The organism is Variovorax palleresanus (assembly GCF_051144945.1).
Lineage (GTDB): Bacteria > Pseudomonadota > Gammaproteobacteria > Burkholderiales > Burkholderiaceae_C > Variovorax > Variovorax paradoxus_S.
Genome location: NZ_JBJNVP010000002.1, coordinates 2,060,204 through 2,077,453, shown reverse-complemented (window position 1 = coordinate 2,077,453; position 17,250 = coordinate 2,060,204). Strand labels below are relative to the sequence as shown.

The following is a 17,250-nucleotide window of genomic DNA, read 5'->3' as shown; positions in this document are numbered from 1 at the left end:
GCTGGTGCATGCACTGACGCGGCAAATTGGATATACCACTGGGGCATATAGCATCCGGCGAATGGCACTGCTTGCTGAGCTGTTTAAGCAGCATACAGCGTATCAGTTTGAACTAACTAAGCAGCTCCAAGCAACAGGACTCGACGGAAAGCCTTTAACAGATAAATACGCTATTGAAATATTGAATTTCTCGGGTGAGCTTGGAATAATTCAGAAATTGCCAGGTGCGAGCAACGCGCCGCATTTGAGCCGCCTTGCGCTTACCGATAGCGGGATTGCTATAAAAGCGGCGTCCAATGAGGACCTTCGACTGGCAAATATCGTTCTTGAGCATTTAATTCTCGAGGCCGATGCCGATGCTTATCTGACAGTTCTTCAGATATTAAAGCAGGACTTAAAAAAGACAAGTGAGGAACAGGCTGAGGAGTTTCGCCAAAAAATCTTGGCAATGAGGGCGGTGAGGCTTGAGTGGTTGGCAACGGCCTTTCCAAATAAATCAGTTCTAACTCGCTTGATTAAAGGTGGCGCTCATCAGGTGCATTGGGTAAAGATTGATAGGCTCGGCCGCCTCGACTTTGAAAAGCCGAGCGCAGATTTTGGTCGGCATCATTTTAGTCCACGCAAAACATGGGCTGTAGAGTTAGGACATTATGATGCGGATAATGCGAAATTGACGGCCATGGGGGAGAAGTTCCTCACGCAGTCAGGTTATCCAAGCGACAGTTCAGGATGGATCGGTCCAGATCCTCAATGCGTCGAGTTTTTACGCCCGCAATCTCCTCTCGTGCTTAAAGGCGCTTCTGGTTCGACACTAGAATTGCTTCGACCCCAATCAGCACAGATTGCGCCGCATAGAGATTTTCTTGAAAAGGTCGCCGATTTTCTTGAGCATTCATTCCCGAAAATTAAACTATTCCACGCTAAGCAAGCTTCGGTCGCTGCCGCAATGTACTTTACTATCTTGTGTGAGATCGAGCATGGCTATCGAGTAAGCTTCGAAGAAGTCCTCAGGTCAATCGCGGTTTTACGTCCAGGACGATTTGCGTTTTTTGCTAGCCGCACCGGTGCATTGGCATACTATCAGTTGCGAAATAATGTCAAAGATTGAAATCCATTGCACGCGCCCCTTTGCGCAGCAGTTCCGAAATGCTCTTGCGCAGGGGCCGAGATCTATAACAATCGTCTCTCCATTTTTAACGCCCGTTAAGCCATGGTCATCGGTGCTAGAGTTTGCAAGGCATGCTATTTCTCGCGGAACCGATCGAATCGAAATTGTCACCTGTCCGCCTGCTGATGATGCCGCGGTCGGCCAGCAAAATGTCATAAGAAGAGCGGAGGCGTCGCAGCTAGAAGCAGAAGGAGTGAGCCTTAAAATTCGCGAAACAAGTCTTCATTCGAAGTTGTTTCACTTCGAATTTGACGCACCTAAACGATATACGGCGTTTATTGGAAGTTCGAATTTCACTCAGGGAGGTTTTGAGCGCAATGACGAAACAATGGTTCGCATTGACAATCCAGACCATGAGGCTGCTGTGGAGAAAGAGCTTAAGCGCCTTACGGGTTTTGGGAGTTTCCCGTTCTACGTTTGGCAAGCAAGCAAATTAACCTCTAAAGGAAAAGCATGAGTACGATCGGAGATTTTGGCCTGATAGCTGACCCTTTCGCGATTACCGTCGGAGAGTTGTCAGTTCATAAGTGGGCCGGAAGAGAGCGGGAAAAGGAGTTGCTTCTGGACGTGGTTGAGAGTGTTCGCTCCAGTGATATTGGCTCAAGTGAATTTGTTGTAGTCCATGGTGACTATGGGGCGGGAAAGTCGCATGCCCTTCGGTATCTCACGACTTTGATTAACGAAGATGAGGTCGAGCGATTCAAAGGAAAAGCTATCTACGTGCAAACTGTTCGAGTAAGTCAAAAAATTACGTTTGTTGATGTTTATCGCACATTAATCGATCAGCTTGGCCGAGATTTTTTCTCAACTTTGGCGGCGCATGTAAATGTTCAGGTCAACTCCGCCGCGACAGCTTACCTTCAGAGTTTGAGTCATATTGAAGCTTCGAGTCTGATGGCGGATCGAAGTTTGTTGGTCTCGCGTACGCTAGGACAACACGTGCCGCCATCTTTAACTCCTTTTATTCATTTGTTGCTGAAGGCGGCCAATGGAGGACTGGTTGATGTATGGAGATACTTGCGAGGTGAAAAACTCAGCTTTCCCGATATAGGTCTTAATTCATCTCTTGATGCGGACTATCCGGCGGTTGCTACGCTGGCGGGCCTTTTTAAGGTTATGACCTCCGATATCGGCAATGAACGGGCTGCCTATGAGGCTGTTTATTTGTTTGTTGATGAGCAAGAAAATTTGGTCGAGATGAAGGCGGTAGAGTCGATTCAACTTCTACAGTCTTTTCGCGAGCTCCTCAATCAGTTGCCGAATTATTTTTGTATGATTTGGGGTTTTAGCGCTGACGCTGCGTTGATTGAGGCTGTCCTTCCAACTCCTATTTTGCAGCGACTTACTCGTAAATACATCGAACTGCCAGCACTGGAACCAGAGGCGGCGAAGAAATTTGTTCGTGAGCAGTTGAGTGGATTTAGAAAGCCTGAATTTATAGCTCCGAGTTTGTATTATCCATTTTCGGAGGCTGCGGTCGATGCGGTGCTTGAAAGAATTGTTGAAATGACGCCGAGAAACATATTCAAGCTTATGAGGGCGGTATTGGAGCGGGCGGTTAGAAAACACGGATTAGAGCCGCCAAATGCGATCTCTGGCGATCTTGCGAATTCAATATTGGATCTTCAAACGTAACGTCGTAAATATTTGGTTTTTAGGCAGAACTAAGCAAGGCTCTGCTGTGGATTTGATGCGCGTGGGGACGGGCGCTGCGATGTATTAGAGCGCTACTCCAAGCTTTCCGGTCTCGCATTTGCTCGACTTACGCCGCGCGCGGCTTGAACATGCGCCCCGCGCCACCGAAAGCAAGCCTCGCGAACTTCATCGGCCAGCGCTGACAGGGCTTCGGAAGCGATGCCGCTTTTGGCATGCTGAATCACAAACCGCGCCGGCGGCAGCGCCGGCAAAAAACTCCCCGGCGAAATGGAACGCAGGCCCGCCGGCATGCCGGAAGGCGTCAGCACGGTGATGGCCAGCCCGGCGGCGGCGGCCGACACCAATGCGCCAGAACTCTGCGCGGTCAGCACGATCTGCCAGTTCGCCGCGCCATGGCCGGCCAGTGAGGCGAGCGCGGCTTCGCGGAACGGGCAGGGCTCCGAAAGAAAGGCCAGCGGCGCGGGCGCGTCAGGGTCGAGCAGCGCGCGCTCGGAAAAGGCCCATACCAGCGGTTCCATCCAGAGCGTTTCGGTGTCGCTTCCGGCATCGCAGACCGTGCCGACCATCAGGTCGAGCGAGCGCTGCCGCACCTGTTTGGCCAGCACGGTGCTGAGGCCGCCGGTGATCTCCACATGCACGTCGGGCCGGCGCTGGCGAAAGCCTGCGAGCGCGGCAAAGAGCCATTCGCTTGGAAACCCCTCCGAGCATCCAAGGCGCAGGGTCGTCGGCGCATGGCGGGGCGCCGCGAGCCGGGAGACCGCCTGCTGCTGCAGGTTGAGGATGCTCCTCGCATAGCTCAGCAGCACGCTGCCCTGGGCGGTGAGCTGCAGCGAGCGGGTGGTGCGCTCGAAGACCCGGCAGCCCAGCTGTTCTTCGAGCCTTTTGATCTGTGCGCTGACGGCCGATTGCGTCAGGTGCATGGCTTCGGCGGCGCGGGTCACGCTGCCGTGGTCGGCGACGGAGACAAAGGCGCGCAGTTGCTGGGAATCGAGCATGGTTTCGTTCAGTGCAGTTTGTTCTGAATTGCCGCAAATTATGTTGCTTGTGCGCGCGCTGGTTGGTGCCTAGCCTCGGCTGACCTGAACCACTCACGCCCTGCAAGCCATGAAAGAACTCCTGTACATCGAGACATCGCCAAGGCAAACGCGTTCCGCCAGCATCGAAGTGGCCGGCGCATTCATTGACGAGGTGAAGCGCGTGCACCCGGCGTGCCGTGTCACCACGCTCAACCCCTGGACGATGGCGCTTCCGGAACTGTCGCAAGACATGCTCGACGCCAAGTACGCCGGCATCAACGGTGTGCCGCTCACCGATGCCCAGCAAACGGCCTGGGACGAGGTCCGGCGCATCGCCGCGCCTTTCCACGCGGCGGACCATATCGTGCTGGCGATGCCGCTGTGGAACTTTGGCATTCCCTACAAGCTGAAGCACCTGATCGACGTGGTGTCGCACAAGGACGTGCTGTTCCGCTTCGACGCCTCGGGCCTGTCGGGCATGCTCCAGACCCGCATGGCGACGGTGGTGTGCGCGCGAGGGTTGGACTATCCGCTGGGAAAGGATGGCTCCGCGCACGAACTCGACTTTCAGCTGCCCTACGTCGAGACGTGGCTGCGGTTCATCGGCGTGCGCGAGGTGCGCTCGGTCGTGGTCGAAAAAACGTTGATGGGACCGGAGGTCGACGCCGTCGCGCGGACTGATGCAAAACGCCGCGCGGTGGAACTGGCCGAGAGGCTGTGAGGGGCTAAAAGCGGGCGGTTGCGGGGCCGCGCCGAGCCTGACACCATGGCCGGATGACCACCACTTATCAACTCCACTACTGGCCCACGATCCAGGGCCGCGGGGAATTCGTGCGGCTCGCGCTCGAGGCGGCCGGCGCGGACTATGTCGACGTGGCGCGGCTGCCCGAATCGAAGGGCGGCGGCGAGTCCGCATTGGGCGACCGGCTCGACGACCCCGAGATCGTGCGCCCGTCCTTCGCGCCGCCGTTCCTGATCGATGGCGACATCGTCGTCGGGCAGACCGCGGCCATCCTGCTGTACCTCGGGCCCCGCCTCGGCCTTGCGGGCGTCGGCGAATCCGACGGCCTCTGGACGCACCAGCTGCAGCTCACCATTGCCGACGTGGTGGCGGAGGCGCACGACACGCACCATCCGATCTCCACCGGCGCCTACTACGAAGACCAGCGCGACGCGGCCGTGCAGCGCGCGCGGGCCTTCCGCGAAGAGCGGATTCCCAAGTTCCTGAACTGGCTCGAGCGGGTGCTGCAGCGCAATCCGGCGGGTTCGTCGCACCTCGTGGGCGATGTGCTCACCTATGCCGACCTGTCGCTGTTCCAGCTGGTGGAAGGCCTGCGCTACGCGTTTCCGAAGGCCGCGGGCAGGGCGCTCGCCGTCACGCCCTTAGTCGAGAAGCTGCACGACAACGTCAGGCGCCGCCAGCGCGTGCACGACTACCTGCAAAGCCCGCGCCGCATCGCGTTCAATGAAGACGGGATCTTCAGGCGCTATGCGGAGCTGGACGGCTGAGGTTTATTCGTCGTCGGCCGAACCGGCCTCGCTGCGAATGCGCAGCGCCGTTTCGTACAGCGCATTGCGGGGCGCGCCGCTGATCTCGGCCGCGAGCCGCACCGCCGTCTTCACGGGCAGCTCGGCCAGCAGCAGGCGCAGCACGCGTTCGCCTTCGGCGCCATCGTCGGTGGATGCGGCCACCGGGTGCAGCACGAGCGCGAATTCGCCGCGCGTGCGGTCGCGGCCGGCGGCAAACCAGCCCGGCAACTCTGCGGCGGCAACGGTCGCAATCTCCTCGAACTGCTTGGTGAGCTCGCGTCCCACGGTGATGCGGCGCTCGCCCAGCGCGGCCAGCGCGCGGGCCAGGGCCTCGATGCGGTGCGGCGCCTCCAGCAGCACGACTGCGCGGGGCTCTTGCGCGAGCGCCTGCACCGCGGTGTCGCGCTCGCCGGCCTTCGTCGGCAGGAAGCCCGCGAACACGAAGGCGCTGCTGGCATTGCCGTCGCTTCCACCCTCGGCCACCAGCCCGGCCGCACCGACCAGCGTGGTCACGCTGCTCGCGCCCGGCAGCGGCAGCACGCGCTGGCCGGCTGCGCGCACGGCCGCCACCAGCCGAGCGCCGGGATCGCTCACGCCCGGCGTGCCGGCGTCGCTCACGTAGGCGATTCGCTCACCCTGGGCGAGCCGCGCAACCACGGTTTGCGCCGCCTCGGCCTCGTTGTGCTGGTGCACGGCCAGGAGCTGGCCGCCGGGCCGGTCGATGCCGTAGGCGCGCAGCAGGCTTTGTGTGTGGCGCGTGTCCTCGCAGGCAATGGCGTCCACGATCTGCAGCACATGCAGCGCGCGCAGCGTGATGTCGGCCAGGTTGCCGATGGGCGTGGCCACCACGTACAGCGTACCCTGCGGATAATGCTGTGCACCCGAGGCGTCGCGCGCGGCCGCAAGGACGGCGCCGAAAGAAGCGGGTGCAAATGAAGCCAATGGGTTTCTCCGAAGAAACAAAAAAGATAACGGCAGGGAGCACGCATGAAGACCATCACAACGACGACGAAGCGTCGTGGCGATGCCGCGGAAGACGCCGCGCTCGACCACCTGCAGGATGCCGGCCTGGTGCTGGTTGCGCGCAATTATCGAACGCCCGGGCGCGGCGGCGGCGAGATCGACCTGATCATGCGCGATCCGAAGGACGCCACGCTGGTGTTCGTCGAGGTGCGGCAGCGCAGCACCGGCGCGCACGGCGGGGCGGGCGGCAGCATCACGGGGGTCAAGCAGCGGCGCATCGTCTTTGCGGCGCGCCATTACCTGAACAACCTGCGCACGCTGCCGCCGTGCCGGTTCGACGTGGTGCTGGTCGAGGAGCGCATCACCTGGCTGAAGGCCGCATTCGATGCGGGCGGGAACTGAGCGCTCGGCATAAGCTCCACACCACACACGTCTTGTTTCATCGCCCCCCGGTATCATCCCGCCCCATGCTCGAGCAACGGATTCAGCAACACTTCATCGATAGCGCCGACCTCAAGTACCAGGCCGGCCCAGTCCTGAGCAAACCCATTTCGCAAGCCATGCAGGCCTTGCTCGCGTGCGTGACCAGCGGCGGCAAGGTGCTGGCCTGTGGTGCGGGCGTGTCGGGCCTGCTTGCGGCGCAGTTCGCGGCGCAGTTCGTCGGCCGCTTCGAGCGCGAGCGGCCCGAACTGGCCGCCATCGCACTGCCCGGCGACACCACCGATCCCGCGGCCGACAGCGCCAGCGCCATCGACGCCGACCGCTTCGCCCGTCAGGTGCGCGCGCTCGGCCAGGCCGGCGACGTGCTGCTGGTGCTCAGCGCCAGTGGGCAGTCGGCCGCCGTGCTGGCCGCGGTATTGGCCGCGCACGAGCGCGACATGACCGTGGTCGCGCTGCTGGGCAACGCCAGCGCCGGCCAGCCGGCATCGCCCGGCGCGGGCAGCACCGGAACCGGCGGCGCCATTGGGCGCGCGCTGCGCGAAACGGATGTACAGATCGGCGTGTCGCACGAACGTGCGGCCCGCATCCACGAAGTCCACCTGCTCGCACTGCATTGCCTGTGCGACGGCGTGGATGCCCAGTTACTCGGAGAACAGGAAGCTTCTACATGACGACGACACCGTTCCAACGCATCGCCATTGCATTTGCCTCGGGGGCCGTGCTGGTTGCCGGGCTTTCGGCCTGCGTGCCGCTGGTGGTGGGGGGCGCCGCCGCGGTGGGCATGGGCATGGTGGCGACCGACCGCCGCAGCTCGGGAGCCCAGCTCGACGACCAGGGCATCGAACTACGTGCGGCCGCGCGCGTGCGCGAGATTGCCAACGACAACATGTACGTGAGCGTCACCAGCTACAACCGCCAGGTGCTGCTGACGGGCGCCGTGGGCAGCGAGGCCGACCGCCGCCGCGTCGAGGACGTGATCCAGCGCGTGGACAACGTGCGCTCGGTGGTCAACGAACTCACCATCGGCCAGTCCAGCACCTTCCAGGAACGCTCGAACGACCTGTTCATCAGCGGCAAGATCAAGGCTTCGCTGCTCGACGCCAAGGACATCTTCGCCAATTCGTTCAAGGTGGTGACCGAACGCGGCGTGGTCTACCTGATGGGCATCGCCACACGGCGCGAAACCGACCGCGCGACCGAGATCGCACGCGGCATCTCGGGCGTGCAGAAGGTGGTGCGCGTGGTCGAGATCGTGAGCGAATCGGAACTGGCCAACCAGGCGCAGCGCGGCGGCACGGGGGCGCCTGCACCTGCGCCCGCACCTGGCCCCGCGCCATCCTCGTCTTCTTCGCGCGTGCCGCTGCCGCCGATGGAACCGCTGCCGCCGGCCCAGCCCGGCGGCGCGACGCCCACGCCGGTGCGCTGACCGTAAAACAAAGAAAAAGCCCGCTTGCGCGGGCTTTCTTTTTTTACTTGAGCCGGGTGATCAGGCTCGACGTGTCCCAGCGCTTGCCGCCGGCCTGCTGCACGTCGGCATAGAACTGGTCGACCAGCGCCGTCACGGGCAGGCGCGCGCCGTTGCGCTTGGCCTCGTCGAGCACCAGGCCCAGGTCCTTGCGCATCCAGTCGACGGCAAAGCCGTAGTCGAACTTGCCTTCGATCATGGTCTTGCCGCGGTTGTCCATCTGCCAGCTCTGGGCGGCACCCTTGCCGATGACGTCGAGCACCACCTTCATGTCGAGGCCCGCGCGCTGGCCGAAGGCAATGGCTTCCGAGAGGCCCTGCACCAGCCCCGCAATCGCGATCTGGTTCACCATTTTTGCGAGCTGGCCGGCGCCGCTCGCGCCAAGCAGCGTGACGGCCCGCGCAAAGGCGGCCATCACGGGCTTGACCCGTTCGAAGCTCGTCTTGTCGCCGCCGCACATGACGGTGAGTGCGCCGTTCTGCGCGCCGGCCTGCCCGCCGGACACCGGCGCGTCGATGAACTGGAAACCGGCCGACTGCGCCGCATTCGACAGCTCGCGCGCCACGTCGGCCGAAGCGGTGGTGTGGTCGACGAAGACGCTGCCTTGCTTCATGCCCGCGAAGGCACCGTTCGGGCCCAGCACCACGGCGCGCAGGTCGTCGTCGTTGCCGACGCAGCTGAACACGATGTCGGCGTCGGTCGCCGCTTCGCGCGGGGTGGCGGCATGGCGGCCGGGGGCGCCGAATTCGGCCACCCAGTCCTGGGCCTTGGCCGGTGTGCGGTTGTAGACAGTGACCTTGTGGCCGGCCTTGGCCAGGTGCCCGGCCATCGGCCCGCCCATGACGCCAAGGCCCAGAAAGGCCACCGTCTGGGAGGGGGTGGATTCGTAGGTTCGGGAGTTGATGCTGCTCATGGACGAGAGCTTAAAGCCAACGCGGCGCCCGCGTCACGCGTCTAGACGATCGCGAAATGCTCCGTCCCCGCCGCGAGGTCGGTGCTGCGCGCGCGCTGGCTGTTGAGCTTGATCTGCAGGCGCAGGTCGTTGGCCGAGTCGGCGTTGCGGATGGCGTCGTCGAAGGTGATCGAATGGCTCTCGAACAGGTCGAACAGCGCCTGGTCGAAGGTCTGCATGCCCAGGTTGCGGCTCTTGCGCATGATCTCCTTGATCTCGCCCACCTCGCCCTTGAAGATCAGGTCGGAAATGAGCGGCGTGTTCAGCAGCACTTCCACTGCCGCCACGCGGCCCAGCCCGTCCTCGGTGGGCACCAGACGCTGCGAGACCAGCGAGCGCAGGTTCAGCGACAGGTCCATCAGCAGCTGGGCGCGGCGCTCTTCGGGGAAGAAGTTGATGATCCGGTCCAGCGCCTGGTTGGCGCTGTTGGCGTGCAGCGTGGCCATGCACAGGTGGCCTGTTTCGGCAAAAGCCACTGCATGCTCCATGGTCTCGCGGTCGCGGATTTCGCCCATCAAAATGACGTCGGGCGCCTGGCGCAGCGTGTTCTTGAGCGCGGCTTCCCAGCTGTCGGTGTCGATGCCCACTTCGCGCTGCGTCACCACGCAGTTCTTGTGCGGATGCACGAATTCGACCGGGTCTTCCACCGTCACGATGTGGCCGTAGGAGTTCTCGTTGCGCCAGTCGACCATTGCCGCCAGCGTGGTCGACTTGCCCGAGCCCGTGGCGCCCACCAGGATGGTGAGGCCGCGCTTGGTCATCGACACGTCCTTCAGCACCTGCGGCATGCCCAGGCCGTCGATGGTCGGCAGCTTGGCCGGAATGGTCCGCAGCACCATGCCGACCTTGCCCTGCTGCACGAACGCGTTCACGCGGAAGCGGCCGATGCCGGTCGGCGAGATCGCGAAGTTGCATTCCTTGGTGCGCTCGAACTCGGCCGTCTGGCGGTCGTTCATGACCGAGCGCGTGAGCGCCAGCGTGTGCTGCGCGCCAAGCGCTTGCTGCGAAACCTTGGTGACCTTGCCGTCGACCTTGATCGCGGGCGGAAAGTCGGCGGTGATGAACAAGTCGCTGCCGTTGCGGCTCACCATGAGCTTGAGCAGGTCGTTGATGAACTGGCTGGCTTGATCGCGTTCCATGTGCGACTCCTGATTCAGTGTGCCGTCATTATTCGACGAACGCGGCGTTTAAAAGGTGATCCCCATTCTGGGAACACCGCGGAACCGGCTTTGCCGGGCCGCTGGTGTTGCCCCCGGTAGGGGGTTGGCGAAGCGACACGAAGTGCGCGCAGACTGGGGGCGAGCCACATCTAGCCGGGGAAGTTTTCGGGAATCTTGGCCTTGCCGCGCGCTTCCGCCGCCGAAATGGCACTGCGCCGCACGAGCTCGGTCAGGTTCTGGTCCAGCGTCTGCATGCCCGCGCCCTGGCCGGTCTGGATGGCCGAATACATCTGCGCCACCTTGGCTTCGCGGATCAGGTTGCGGATGGCCGGCGTGCCCAGCATGATCTCGTGCGCCGCCACGCGGCCCTGGCCGTCCTTGGTCTTGCACAGCGTCTGCGAGATCACGGCCTGCAGCGATTCCGACAGCATGGCGCGGATCATTTCCTTTTCTTCGCCCGGGAACACGTCGATGATCCGGTCGATGGTCTTGGCGGCCGACGAGGTGTGCAGCGTGCCGAACACCAGGTGGCCCGTTTCGGCCGCGGTCATCGCGAGGCGAATGGTTTCCAGGTCGCGCAACTCGCCCACCAGAATGGCGTCCGGGTCTTCGCGCAGCGCCGAGCGCAGCGCGTTGGAGAACGAGAGCGTCATCGGCCCGACCTCGCGCTGGTTGATCAGGCACTTCTTCGATTCGTGCACGAATTCGATCGGGTCTTCCACCGTGAGGATGTGGCCGTACTCGTTTTCGTTCAGGTAGTTGACCATCGCGGCCAGCGTGGTCGACTTGCCCGAGCCGGTGGGCCCGGTCACCAGCACCAGGCCGCGGGGCTTGAGCGCCAGTTCCGCGAAAATCTTGGGCGCGTTCAGCTGCTCCAGCGTGAGGATCTTCGAAGGAATGGTCCGGAACACCGCGGCCGCGCCGCGCGCCTGGTTGAACGCATTCACGCGGAAGCGCGCCAGGCCGTCGATCTCGAAAGAGAAATCGACCTCCAGGAACTCTTCGTAGTGCTTGCGGTGCGTGTCGCTCATGATGTCGTACACCATGGCGTGCACCGCCTTGTGGTCGAGCGCATCGACGTTGATGCGCCGCACGTCGCCGTGAACGCGAATCATCGGCGGGAGCCCGGCCGACAAGTGCAGGTCGGAGGCTTTGTTCTTGACGCTGAATGCCAGCAGTTGGGTAATGTCCACGGGGCTCCTCGATCGAGTTCGGTGACGTTTTGATACGATTTGGGGACGATTATGACGATGATTGGCGACGACCTCCAGCAAGTAAAGAGCCGGATAGCAAAGGCGTGCGCCGCCGAGGGGCGCAACCCGGCCGAAGTCCGGCTGCTGGCGGTGTCCAAGACCTTCGGGCCGGAGGCTGTGCGCGAGGCCTTCGAGGCAGGGCAGCGGGCCTTCGGCGAGAACTACGTGCAAGAGGGCCTGGACAAGATCGAGGCGCTTTCGGATCTGCGCTCGGAACTCGAATGGCACTGCATCGGCCCTCTGCAAAGCAACAAGACGCGGCCCGTGGCCGAGCATTTCGACTGGGTGCACGGTATCGACCGGATCAAGATTGCCGAGCGCCTTTCGGCGCAGCGGCCGGCGCATTTGCCGCCGCTGCAGGTGTGCCTGCAAGTCAACGTGGATGGCGGCGCGAACAAGTCTGGCGTGCCGCCGGAAGAGGCGCTGCCGCTCGCGCGCGCTGTGGTGGCTTTGCCACATTTGCGGCTGCGTGGGCTCATGGCCATTCCCGAACCGGCACCGGATTTCGCCGCGCAGCGTGAACTCTGCCTTCGCGCCCGTGCCGTCTACGACGCCATTCGGGCCGCGGGCATCGAGATGGACACGCTTTCGCTCGGTATGAGCGCCGACCTCGAGGCGGCCATCAGCGCCGGCAGCACAATGGTGCGCATCGGCACCGCGATCTTCGGCCGCCGCTAGATGCCCAGCGGCAGCCGCGCGCTGCTTTTCACTTCTTCCATGACCGCGTAGGTGCGTGTTTCGCGCACGCCGGGCAGTTGCCACAGCACGGTGCCCGCGAACTCGCGGTAGGCCGCCATGTCGGCCATGCGGGTCTTGAGCAGGTAGTCGAAGCCGCCCGCCACCATGTGGCATTCCATGATTTCGTCGCGCACCTGCACGGCCGCCTTGAACTGGTCGAACACGTTGGGCGTGGTGCGGTCGAGCAGTATTTCGACGAACACGGTGAGGCCGCGCCCGAGCTTGTGGGGATCGAGCCGGGCCTCGTAGCCCAGGATGAAGCCGTCCCGCGTGAGCCGCTGCACCCGGGCCAGCACCGCGGTGGGCGAGAGCGCCACCGCCTCGGCCAATTTGAGGTTGGTGATGCGGCCATCCTGCTGAAGAATCTTCAGGAGCCGGAGATCGATGCGGTCCAGGTCCATGTCGTGCATTGGTGAATTATCCGGTCGAGGTTGTCATTTTTGGCAAAAGATTCGGTCTATATCCAAAGATCATAGGGGATAGAACCAAGGAACTGCCATGCACCTGCCCATCCCTTACCGGCCCGAAGCCGACGTCGTCTCGCACCGCCTCGCCTCGCTGGCAGGCGCACTCGAATGGAGCGCGGCGGCCGCCGCCGCGCGCCCCTGGGTGGAGGCGGTGCGCCGGCACCCGCCGCCCTTCTGGGCCATGGAAAGCCTGCTGCGCGAATACCCCATTTCCAGCGCAGAGGGCCTGGCCTTGATGCGTCTGGCCGAGGCGCTGCTTCGCGTGCCCGACGCCGCCACGGCCATTGCGCTCACGGCCGACCAGCTGGGCCGCGCCGATTTCGACGGCGCAGCCGATTCCACGCTGTCGCGCCTTTCGTCCGCGGCCATCGCGATGTCGAAGAAATTCCTGCCCGAGGGCGACCATCCGCCCGGCCTCATGGCCAAGCTCGGCGCACGCACGGTGGTGGCCGCCACGCTGCGCGCGGTGCAGCTGCTGGGGCGCCAGTTCGTGCTGGGCCAGACCATTGCCGAAGCCATGGACGAGGCCCGCTCGGCGCACCGCAAGCACGACGCCCTGCGCTTCAGCTACGACATGCTCGGTGAAGGCGCGCGCACCGACGCCGATGCGCTGCGCTATCTCGAGAGCTATACGCATGCCATCCGCGCCATTGCGGCCGGTGCCGATGCGGCCAGGCCGCCCGAGCACAACGACGGCATCTCCATCAAGCTCAGCGCGCTGCATCCGCGCTATGAAGACGCGCAGCGCGAACGCGTGATGCGCGAACTGGTGCCGCGCGTGTGGCAGCTGTGCGAGCTGGCGGCCGCGGCCAACCTCAACCTCACCATCGACGCCGAAGAAGTCGACCGGCTCGAGCTGTCGCTCGACGTGTTCGAGGCGCTGGCCGCGCGCGTGGCGGCCGAGCAGCCGCAGTGGCGCGGCTTCGGCCTCGCGCTGCAGGCCTACCAGACGCGCGCGCTCGAACTGATCGAGCATGTCACGGCGGTGGCGCGCAAGCACCGGCTGCGCCTGATGTGCCGCCTCGTGAAGGGCGCCTATTGGGACGCCGAGATCAAGCGTGCGCAGGAGCTCGGGCTGCCGCACTACCCGGTCTTCACGCACAAGCACCACAGCGACGTCAGCTACCTGGCCTGCGCGCGCGCGCTGCTTTCGGCGCCCGACGCGATCTATCCGCAATTTGCCACGCACAACGCGGGCACCATCGCGGCCATCCTGCAGATGGCCGAAGCGGCGCGGGCACCGTTCGAGCTGCAGCGCCTGCATGGCATGGGCGAGGGCGTGTACCGCGAAGTGATGAAGAGCACGGCCGCGCCGGTGCGCGTGTATGCGCCGGTGGGCCAACACAAGGACCTGCTGGCCTACCTCGTGCGGCGCCTGCTGGAGAACGGCGCCAATTCGTCGTTCGTGAACCAGCTGGGCGACGAAACGGTGGACGTCGACGAGCTGCTCATGTCGCCGCTCTGGCTCGAGGCCACCAACCCTGCCTTGCCGTTGCCGCCGGCGCTCTACGGTCCGGCGCCGGCACGGCGCAACAGCGAAGGCCTGGACCTTGCGGTCGAGTCGATGCGCGCGCCGCTGCTGGCGGCCCTGGCGACCACTGCCGTGCCTCGCGTCGAAGCGTTCGATGCCGCCAGTGCGGCAAGGGCCGTTGCTGCCAGCGCCGCCAGCTTCCGTAGCTGGCGCAAGACCCCGGTGGAAAAGCGCGCCGCCATGCTGCGCCAGGCCGCCGATGCGCTCCAACGCGAGCTGCCGCGCTTCTGCGCGCTGCTGGTGAAGGAGGCCTTCAAGACCTGGGGCGACGCGGTCGCCGAAGTGCGCGAGGCCATCGACTTTTTGCGCTACTACGCTGACGAGGCCGAGCGCATCATGCAGCCCGTGGCGCTGCCCGGCCCGACGGGCGAGAGCAACGAACTGCGGCTCACCGCGCGCGGGCCCTGGGTCTGCATCAGCCCCTGGAATTTCCCGCTTGCGATCTTCATGGGCCAGGTGGCGGCCGCGCTGGCCACGGGCAACACCGTGCTGGCCAAGCCGGCCGAGCAGACGCCGGCCGTCGCACTCGAGGCCGTGAAGCTGCTGCACGCCGCCGGCGTGCCGGCCGACGCGGTGCAGCTGCTGCACGGGCCGGGCGAAACCGTCGGTGCCGCGCTGGTCTCGGCACCCGGCGTGGCGGGCGTGGTGTTCACCGGCTCGACCCAGGTGGCGCGAATCATCCATCGCGCGCTCGCCGCCAAGGACGGCCCGATCGTGCCGCTGATCGCCGAGACCGGCGGCATCAACGCGATGCTGGTCGATTCGAGCGCGCTGCCCGAGCAGGTGGTCGATGCCGTGGTGCAAAGCGCATTCCGCTCGGCCGGCCAGCGCTGCTCGGCGCTGCGCCTTCTGGTGCTGCACGACAGCATCGCCGACGCGGTGATCGAGATGATCCGCGGCGCGGCCGGGGAACTGGCCGCCGGCGACCCGGCCCTGCTGGCGACCGACGTGGGCCCCGTGATCGACCGCGAAGCCGCCGACAACATCCGACGCGACCTGAAGCGGCTGGACTCGGAAGCGAAGCGCCTTCTTGCACCGGCTTCTTCTTCGACCGAGGGCAACCTGGTTCCGCCGCAGGCCTACGAGGTGAGCTCCATCGACCGCGTGACCAGCGAGATTTTCGGCCCGGTGCTGCAGATCGCGCGCTGGGGCCGTGGCGAGCTGAGCGAGCCCGCAGAGGTGATCGACCGGATCAACGCGCTGGGCTACGGCCTCACGCTCGGCATCCAGACCCGGATCGATTCGCGCGCCCAGGCGCTCGCCACCCGTGCGCACGTGGGCAACATCTACGTGAACCGCAACATCATCGGCGCGGTGGTCGGCGTGCAGCCTTTCGGAGGCGAGGGCCTGAGCGGCACCGGGCCCAAGGCCGGCGGGCCGCACTACCTGTATCGCTTTTGCGCCGAACAGACGGTCACGGTCAACACCACGGCGGCCGGCGGCAATGCGGCCCTGCTGAGCGCCGTGGCGTAGGCCCCTGGCCGAGGCTGGCCGGCCAAGCCTCTCTTGCATAACCCGACAGCGCGGCGCGCATAAGCCATGGCGCAGCGGGCGGGAGAGGTCTATCGTTGCGGCCATCCATTCAAACCAAGGGACCTCCCATGAGTGAAAAGCTCTCCTTCGTCAATCCGACCGCCAACAGCCCCTGGGGCACGTACCTCTCGCAGGTCGACCGCGTGGTGCCTTACCTCGGCCCGCTGGCCCGCTGGGTCGAAACGCTCAAGCGCCCCAAGCGCGCGCTGATCGTCGACGTGCCGATCGAAATGGACGACGGCACCATCGCCCACTTCGAGGGCTACCGCGTGCAGCACAACATGAGCCGCGGCCCGGGCAAGGGCGGCGTGCGCTTCCACCCCGACGTCACGCTCGAAGAAGTGATGGCGCTGTCGGCCTGGATGACCATCAAGACCGCGGCCGTCAACCTGCCGTACGGCGGTGCCAAGGGCGGCATCCGCGTCGATCCCAAGAAGCTGTCGCTGCAAGAGCTGGAGAAGGTCACGCGCCGCTACACCAGCGAGATCGGCATCATCATCGGCCCGCACACCGACATTCCCGCACCCGACGTGAACACCAACGCGCAGATCATGGCGTGGATGATGGACACCTATTCGATGAACGTCGGCGGCACCGCCACCGGCGTGGTCACCGGCAAGCCGCTGCACCTGGGCGGCTCGCTCGGCCGCGTCAAGGCCACCGGCCGCGGCGTGTTCGTCACGGGCCGCGAAGCAGCGCGACGCCTGGGCATGGACCTGCGCGGCGCACGCATCGCGGTGCAGGGCTTCGGCAACGTGGGCTCGGTCGCGGCCGAACTCTTTGCCGAGGCGGGCGCCAAGATCGTCGCGGTGCAGGACCACACCGGCACCATCGTCAACCCGAACGGCCTCGACCTGGCCAAGCTGGTGCCCATCTCGCGCACCGACGGCGTGGTCGGCTTCAAGGCCGGCGGCGACATCGTGCCGAACGAAGACTTCTGGGAAGTGGCCTGCGACATCCTGATTCCGGCCGCGCTCGAAGGCCAGATCACGGCCGAGCGCGCGCAGAAAACGACCGCCAAGCTGGTGCTCGAAGGCGCCAACGGCCCCACGGTGCCGGTGGCCGACGACATCCTGGCCGAGCGCGGCGTGCTGGTGGTGCCAGACGTGATCTGCAACGCTGGCGGCGTGACGGTGAGTTATTTCGAATGGGTGCAGGACTTCTCGTCCTTCTTCTGGGACGAGGACGAGATCAACGTGCGCCTGGACCGCATCATGATGAACGCGCTCAACCAGATCTGGGACACGGCCGACAAGCACAAGATCTCGCTGCGCACCGCCACTTATGCGGTGGCTTGCGAGCGCATCCTGATGGCCCGCCAGGAACGCGGCCTGTATCCCTGATTTTCGAAGCGCCGGAGGGTTGTACGCTCGGGGG

The 17,250-nt window shown here is 64.2% G+C and carries 17 protein-coding genes; 11 read left to right on the top strand and 6 right to left on the bottom strand.

Translation table 11 applies throughout. From position 1 onward, the window contains the following. The first annotated feature begins 61 nt into the window (after positions 1-61). From ACJ7Z0_RS13595 to ACJ7Z0_RS13585, 3 genes are read left to right on the top strand one after another with little or no spacing between them, the layout of a single operon-like run. On the top strand, positions 62-1,108 hold the full coding sequence (locus ACJ7Z0_RS13595) for a hypothetical protein (protein WP_434790268.1): 1,047 nt from the start codon (positions 62-64) through the stop codon (positions 1,106-1,108). Continuing rightward, a complete protein-coding gene (locus ACJ7Z0_RS13590) occupies positions 1,095-1,625 on the top strand; it encodes a phospholipase D family protein (protein WP_434790267.1) in 531 nt (176 codons plus the stop codon). The genes ACJ7Z0_RS13595 and ACJ7Z0_RS13590 overlap by 14 nt, the downstream gene beginning before the upstream one ends. Further along, positions 1,622-2,803 (top strand): ATP-binding protein, encoded by a 1,182-nt coding sequence (locus ACJ7Z0_RS13585; protein ID WP_434790266.1) that lies wholly within the window; start codon positions 1,622-1,624, stop codon positions 2,801-2,803. The genes ACJ7Z0_RS13590 and ACJ7Z0_RS13585 overlap by 4 nt, the downstream gene beginning before the upstream one ends. A gap of 92 nt (positions 2,804-2,895) precedes the next feature. Here the strand turns inward: ACJ7Z0_RS13585 and ACJ7Z0_RS13580 are convergent, their stop codons facing one another. After that, entirely contained in the window at positions 2,896-3,819 is a 924-nt protein-coding gene (locus ACJ7Z0_RS13580) for a LysR family transcriptional regulator (RefSeq protein ID WP_434790265.1), read from the bottom strand. 109 nt (positions 3,820-3,928) lie between these two features. Between ACJ7Z0_RS13580 and ACJ7Z0_RS13575 the strand changes: the two genes are divergently transcribed. Both ACJ7Z0_RS13575 and ACJ7Z0_RS13570 read left to right on the top strand, forming a co-directional pair. After that, entirely contained in the window at positions 3,929-4,561 is a 633-nt protein-coding gene (locus tag ACJ7Z0_RS13575; RefSeq protein ID WP_434790264.1) for an FMN-dependent NADH-azoreductase, read from the top strand. Between the two features lie 53 nt (positions 4,562-4,614). Beyond that, entirely contained in the window at positions 4,615-5,349 is a 735-nt protein-coding gene (locus ACJ7Z0_RS13570) for a glutathione S-transferase (protein ID WP_434790263.1), read from the top strand. A 3-nt stretch (positions 5,350-5,352) separates the two neighbouring features. Here ACJ7Z0_RS13570 and rsmI read toward each other — a convergent pair whose 3' ends face one another. Beyond that, on the bottom strand, positions 5,353-6,312 hold the full coding sequence (rsmI, locus tag ACJ7Z0_RS13565; RefSeq protein ID WP_434790262.1) for a 16S rRNA (cytidine(1402)-2'-O)-methyltransferase: 960 nt from the start codon (positions 6,310-6,312) through the stop codon (positions 5,353-5,355). Between the two features lie 45 nt (positions 6,313-6,357). On the opposite strand from rsmI, the gene ACJ7Z0_RS13560 reads away from it, so the two are divergent. The 3 genes from ACJ7Z0_RS13560 (at position 6,358) to ACJ7Z0_RS13550 (ending at position 8,200) form a co-directional block, all read left to right on the top strand. Further along, complete coding sequence (locus ACJ7Z0_RS13560; protein ID WP_434790261.1) at positions 6,358-6,735, top strand: YraN family protein; 378 nt, start codon at positions 6,358-6,360, stop codon at positions 6,733-6,735. Positions 6,736-6,800: 65 nt separating this feature from the next. Next, on the top strand, positions 6,801-7,445 hold the full coding sequence (locus tag ACJ7Z0_RS13555) for an SIS domain-containing protein (protein WP_431127034.1): 645 nt from the start codon (positions 6,801-6,803) through the stop codon (positions 7,443-7,445). Next, positions 7,442-8,200 (top strand): BON domain-containing protein, encoded by a 759-nt coding sequence (locus tag ACJ7Z0_RS13550; RefSeq protein ID WP_434790260.1) that lies wholly within the window; start codon positions 7,442-7,444, stop codon positions 8,198-8,200. The genes ACJ7Z0_RS13555 and ACJ7Z0_RS13550 overlap by 4 nt, the downstream gene beginning before the upstream one ends. A gap of 43 nt (positions 8,201-8,243) precedes the next feature. Here the strand turns inward: ACJ7Z0_RS13550 and ACJ7Z0_RS13545 are convergent, their stop codons facing one another. From ACJ7Z0_RS13545 to ACJ7Z0_RS13535, 3 genes are all read right to left on the bottom strand, one after another. Further along, positions 8,244-9,152: an NAD(P)-dependent oxidoreductase gene (locus tag ACJ7Z0_RS13545; RefSeq protein ID WP_434790259.1), complete on the bottom strand. Its 909-nt coding sequence runs from the start codon at positions 9,150-9,152 to the stop codon at positions 8,244-8,246. Positions 9,153-9,193: 41 nt separating this feature from the next. Next, the gene (locus ACJ7Z0_RS13540) at positions 9,194-10,330 is read right to left on the bottom strand and encodes a PilT/PilU family type 4a pilus ATPase (protein ID WP_431127040.1); all 1,137 of its coding nucleotides are present in this window, start codon (positions 10,328-10,330) and stop codon (positions 9,194-9,196) included. A gap of 170 nt (positions 10,331-10,500) precedes the next feature. Continuing rightward, positions 10,501-11,544 carry a type IV pilus twitching motility protein PilT gene (locus ACJ7Z0_RS13535; RefSeq protein ID WP_354396606.1) on the bottom strand — a complete coding sequence of 348 codons (1,044 nt, stop codon included), beginning with the start codon at positions 11,542-11,544 and terminating at the stop codon, positions 10,501-10,503. A gap of 51 nt (positions 11,545-11,595) precedes the next feature. Between ACJ7Z0_RS13535 and ACJ7Z0_RS13530 the strand changes: the two genes are divergently transcribed. Beyond that, a complete protein-coding gene (locus ACJ7Z0_RS13530) occupies positions 11,596-12,282 on the top strand; it encodes a YggS family pyridoxal phosphate-dependent enzyme (RefSeq protein ID WP_434790258.1) in 687 nt (228 codons plus the stop codon). Here the strand turns inward: ACJ7Z0_RS13530 and ACJ7Z0_RS13525 are convergent. Further along, positions 12,279-12,752 (bottom strand): Lrp/AsnC ligand binding domain-containing protein, encoded by a 474-nt coding sequence (locus ACJ7Z0_RS13525; RefSeq protein ID WP_434790257.1) that lies wholly within the window; start codon positions 12,750-12,752, stop codon positions 12,279-12,281. The two genes, ACJ7Z0_RS13530 and ACJ7Z0_RS13525, sit on opposite strands and share 4 nt — an antisense overlap. Positions 12,753-12,840: 88 nt before the next feature. Between ACJ7Z0_RS13525 and putA the strand changes: the two genes are divergently transcribed. After that, positions 12,841-15,813 (top strand): bifunctional proline dehydrogenase/L-glutamate gamma-semialdehyde dehydrogenase PutA, encoded by a 2,973-nt coding sequence (gene putA, locus ACJ7Z0_RS13520; protein WP_434790256.1) that lies wholly within the window; start codon positions 12,841-12,843, stop codon positions 15,811-15,813. 128 nt (positions 15,814-15,941) lie between these two features. Continuing rightward, positions 15,942-17,216, top strand: a complete 1,275-nt coding sequence (locus ACJ7Z0_RS13515; protein ID WP_431127048.1) for a Glu/Leu/Phe/Val family dehydrogenase — start codon at positions 15,942-15,944, stop codon at positions 17,214-17,216. The last annotated feature ends 34 nt before the right edge of the window (positions 17,217-17,250 follow it).

What these genes read in the sequence shown, in the direction of transcription:
- ACJ7Z0_RS13530 (WP_434790258.1), top strand. Translation starts at nt 11,596, where the DNA reads ATGACGATGATTGGCGACGACCTCCAGCAAGTAAAGAGCCGGATAGCA.
- ACJ7Z0_RS13580 (WP_434790265.1), bottom strand. Translation starts at nt 3,819, where the DNA reads ATGCTCGATTCCCAGCAACTGCGCGCCTTTGTCTCCGTCGCCGACCAC.
- ACJ7Z0_RS13560 (WP_434790261.1), top strand. Translation starts at nt 6,358, where the DNA reads ATGAAGACCATCACAACGACGACGAAGCGTCGTGGCGATGCCGCGGAA.
- ACJ7Z0_RS13570 (WP_434790263.1), top strand. Translation starts at nt 4,615, where the DNA reads ATGACCACCACTTATCAACTCCACTACTGGCCCACGATCCAGGGCCGC.
- ACJ7Z0_RS13540 (WP_431127040.1), bottom strand. Translation starts at nt 10,330, where the DNA reads ATGGAACGCGATCAAGCCAGCCAGTTCATCAACGACCTGCTCAAGCTC.
- ACJ7Z0_RS13545 (WP_434790259.1), bottom strand. Translation starts at nt 9,152, where the DNA reads ATGAGCAGCATCAACTCCCGAACCTACGAATCCACCCCCTCCCAGACG.
- ACJ7Z0_RS13595 (WP_434790268.1), top strand. Translation starts at nt 62, where the DNA reads ATGGCACTGCTTGCTGAGCTGTTTAAGCAGCATACAGCGTATCAGTTT.
- ACJ7Z0_RS13525 (WP_434790257.1), bottom strand. Translation starts at nt 12,752, where the DNA reads ATGCACGACATGGACCTGGACCGCATCGATCTCCGGCTCCTGAAGATT.
- ACJ7Z0_RS13515 (WP_431127048.1), top strand. Translation starts at nt 15,942, where the DNA reads ATGAGTGAAAAGCTCTCCTTCGTCAATCCGACCGCCAACAGCCCCTGG.
- ACJ7Z0_RS13590 (WP_434790267.1), top strand. Translation starts at nt 1,095, where the DNA reads ATGTCAAAGATTGAAATCCATTGCACGCGCCCCTTTGCGCAGCAGTTC.
- ACJ7Z0_RS13585 (WP_434790266.1), top strand. Translation starts at nt 1,622, where the DNA reads ATGAGTACGATCGGAGATTTTGGCCTGATAGCTGACCCTTTCGCGATT.
- ACJ7Z0_RS13575 (WP_434790264.1), top strand. Translation starts at nt 3,929, where the DNA reads ATGAAAGAACTCCTGTACATCGAGACATCGCCAAGGCAAACGCGTTCC.
- ACJ7Z0_RS13555 (WP_431127034.1), top strand. Translation starts at nt 6,801, where the DNA reads ATGCTCGAGCAACGGATTCAGCAACACTTCATCGATAGCGCCGACCTC.
- putA (WP_434790256.1), top strand. Translation starts at nt 12,841, where the DNA reads ATGCACCTGCCCATCCCTTACCGGCCCGAAGCCGACGTCGTCTCGCAC.
- ACJ7Z0_RS13550 (WP_434790260.1), top strand. Translation starts at nt 7,442, where the DNA reads ATGACGACGACACCGTTCCAACGCATCGCCATTGCATTTGCCTCGGGG.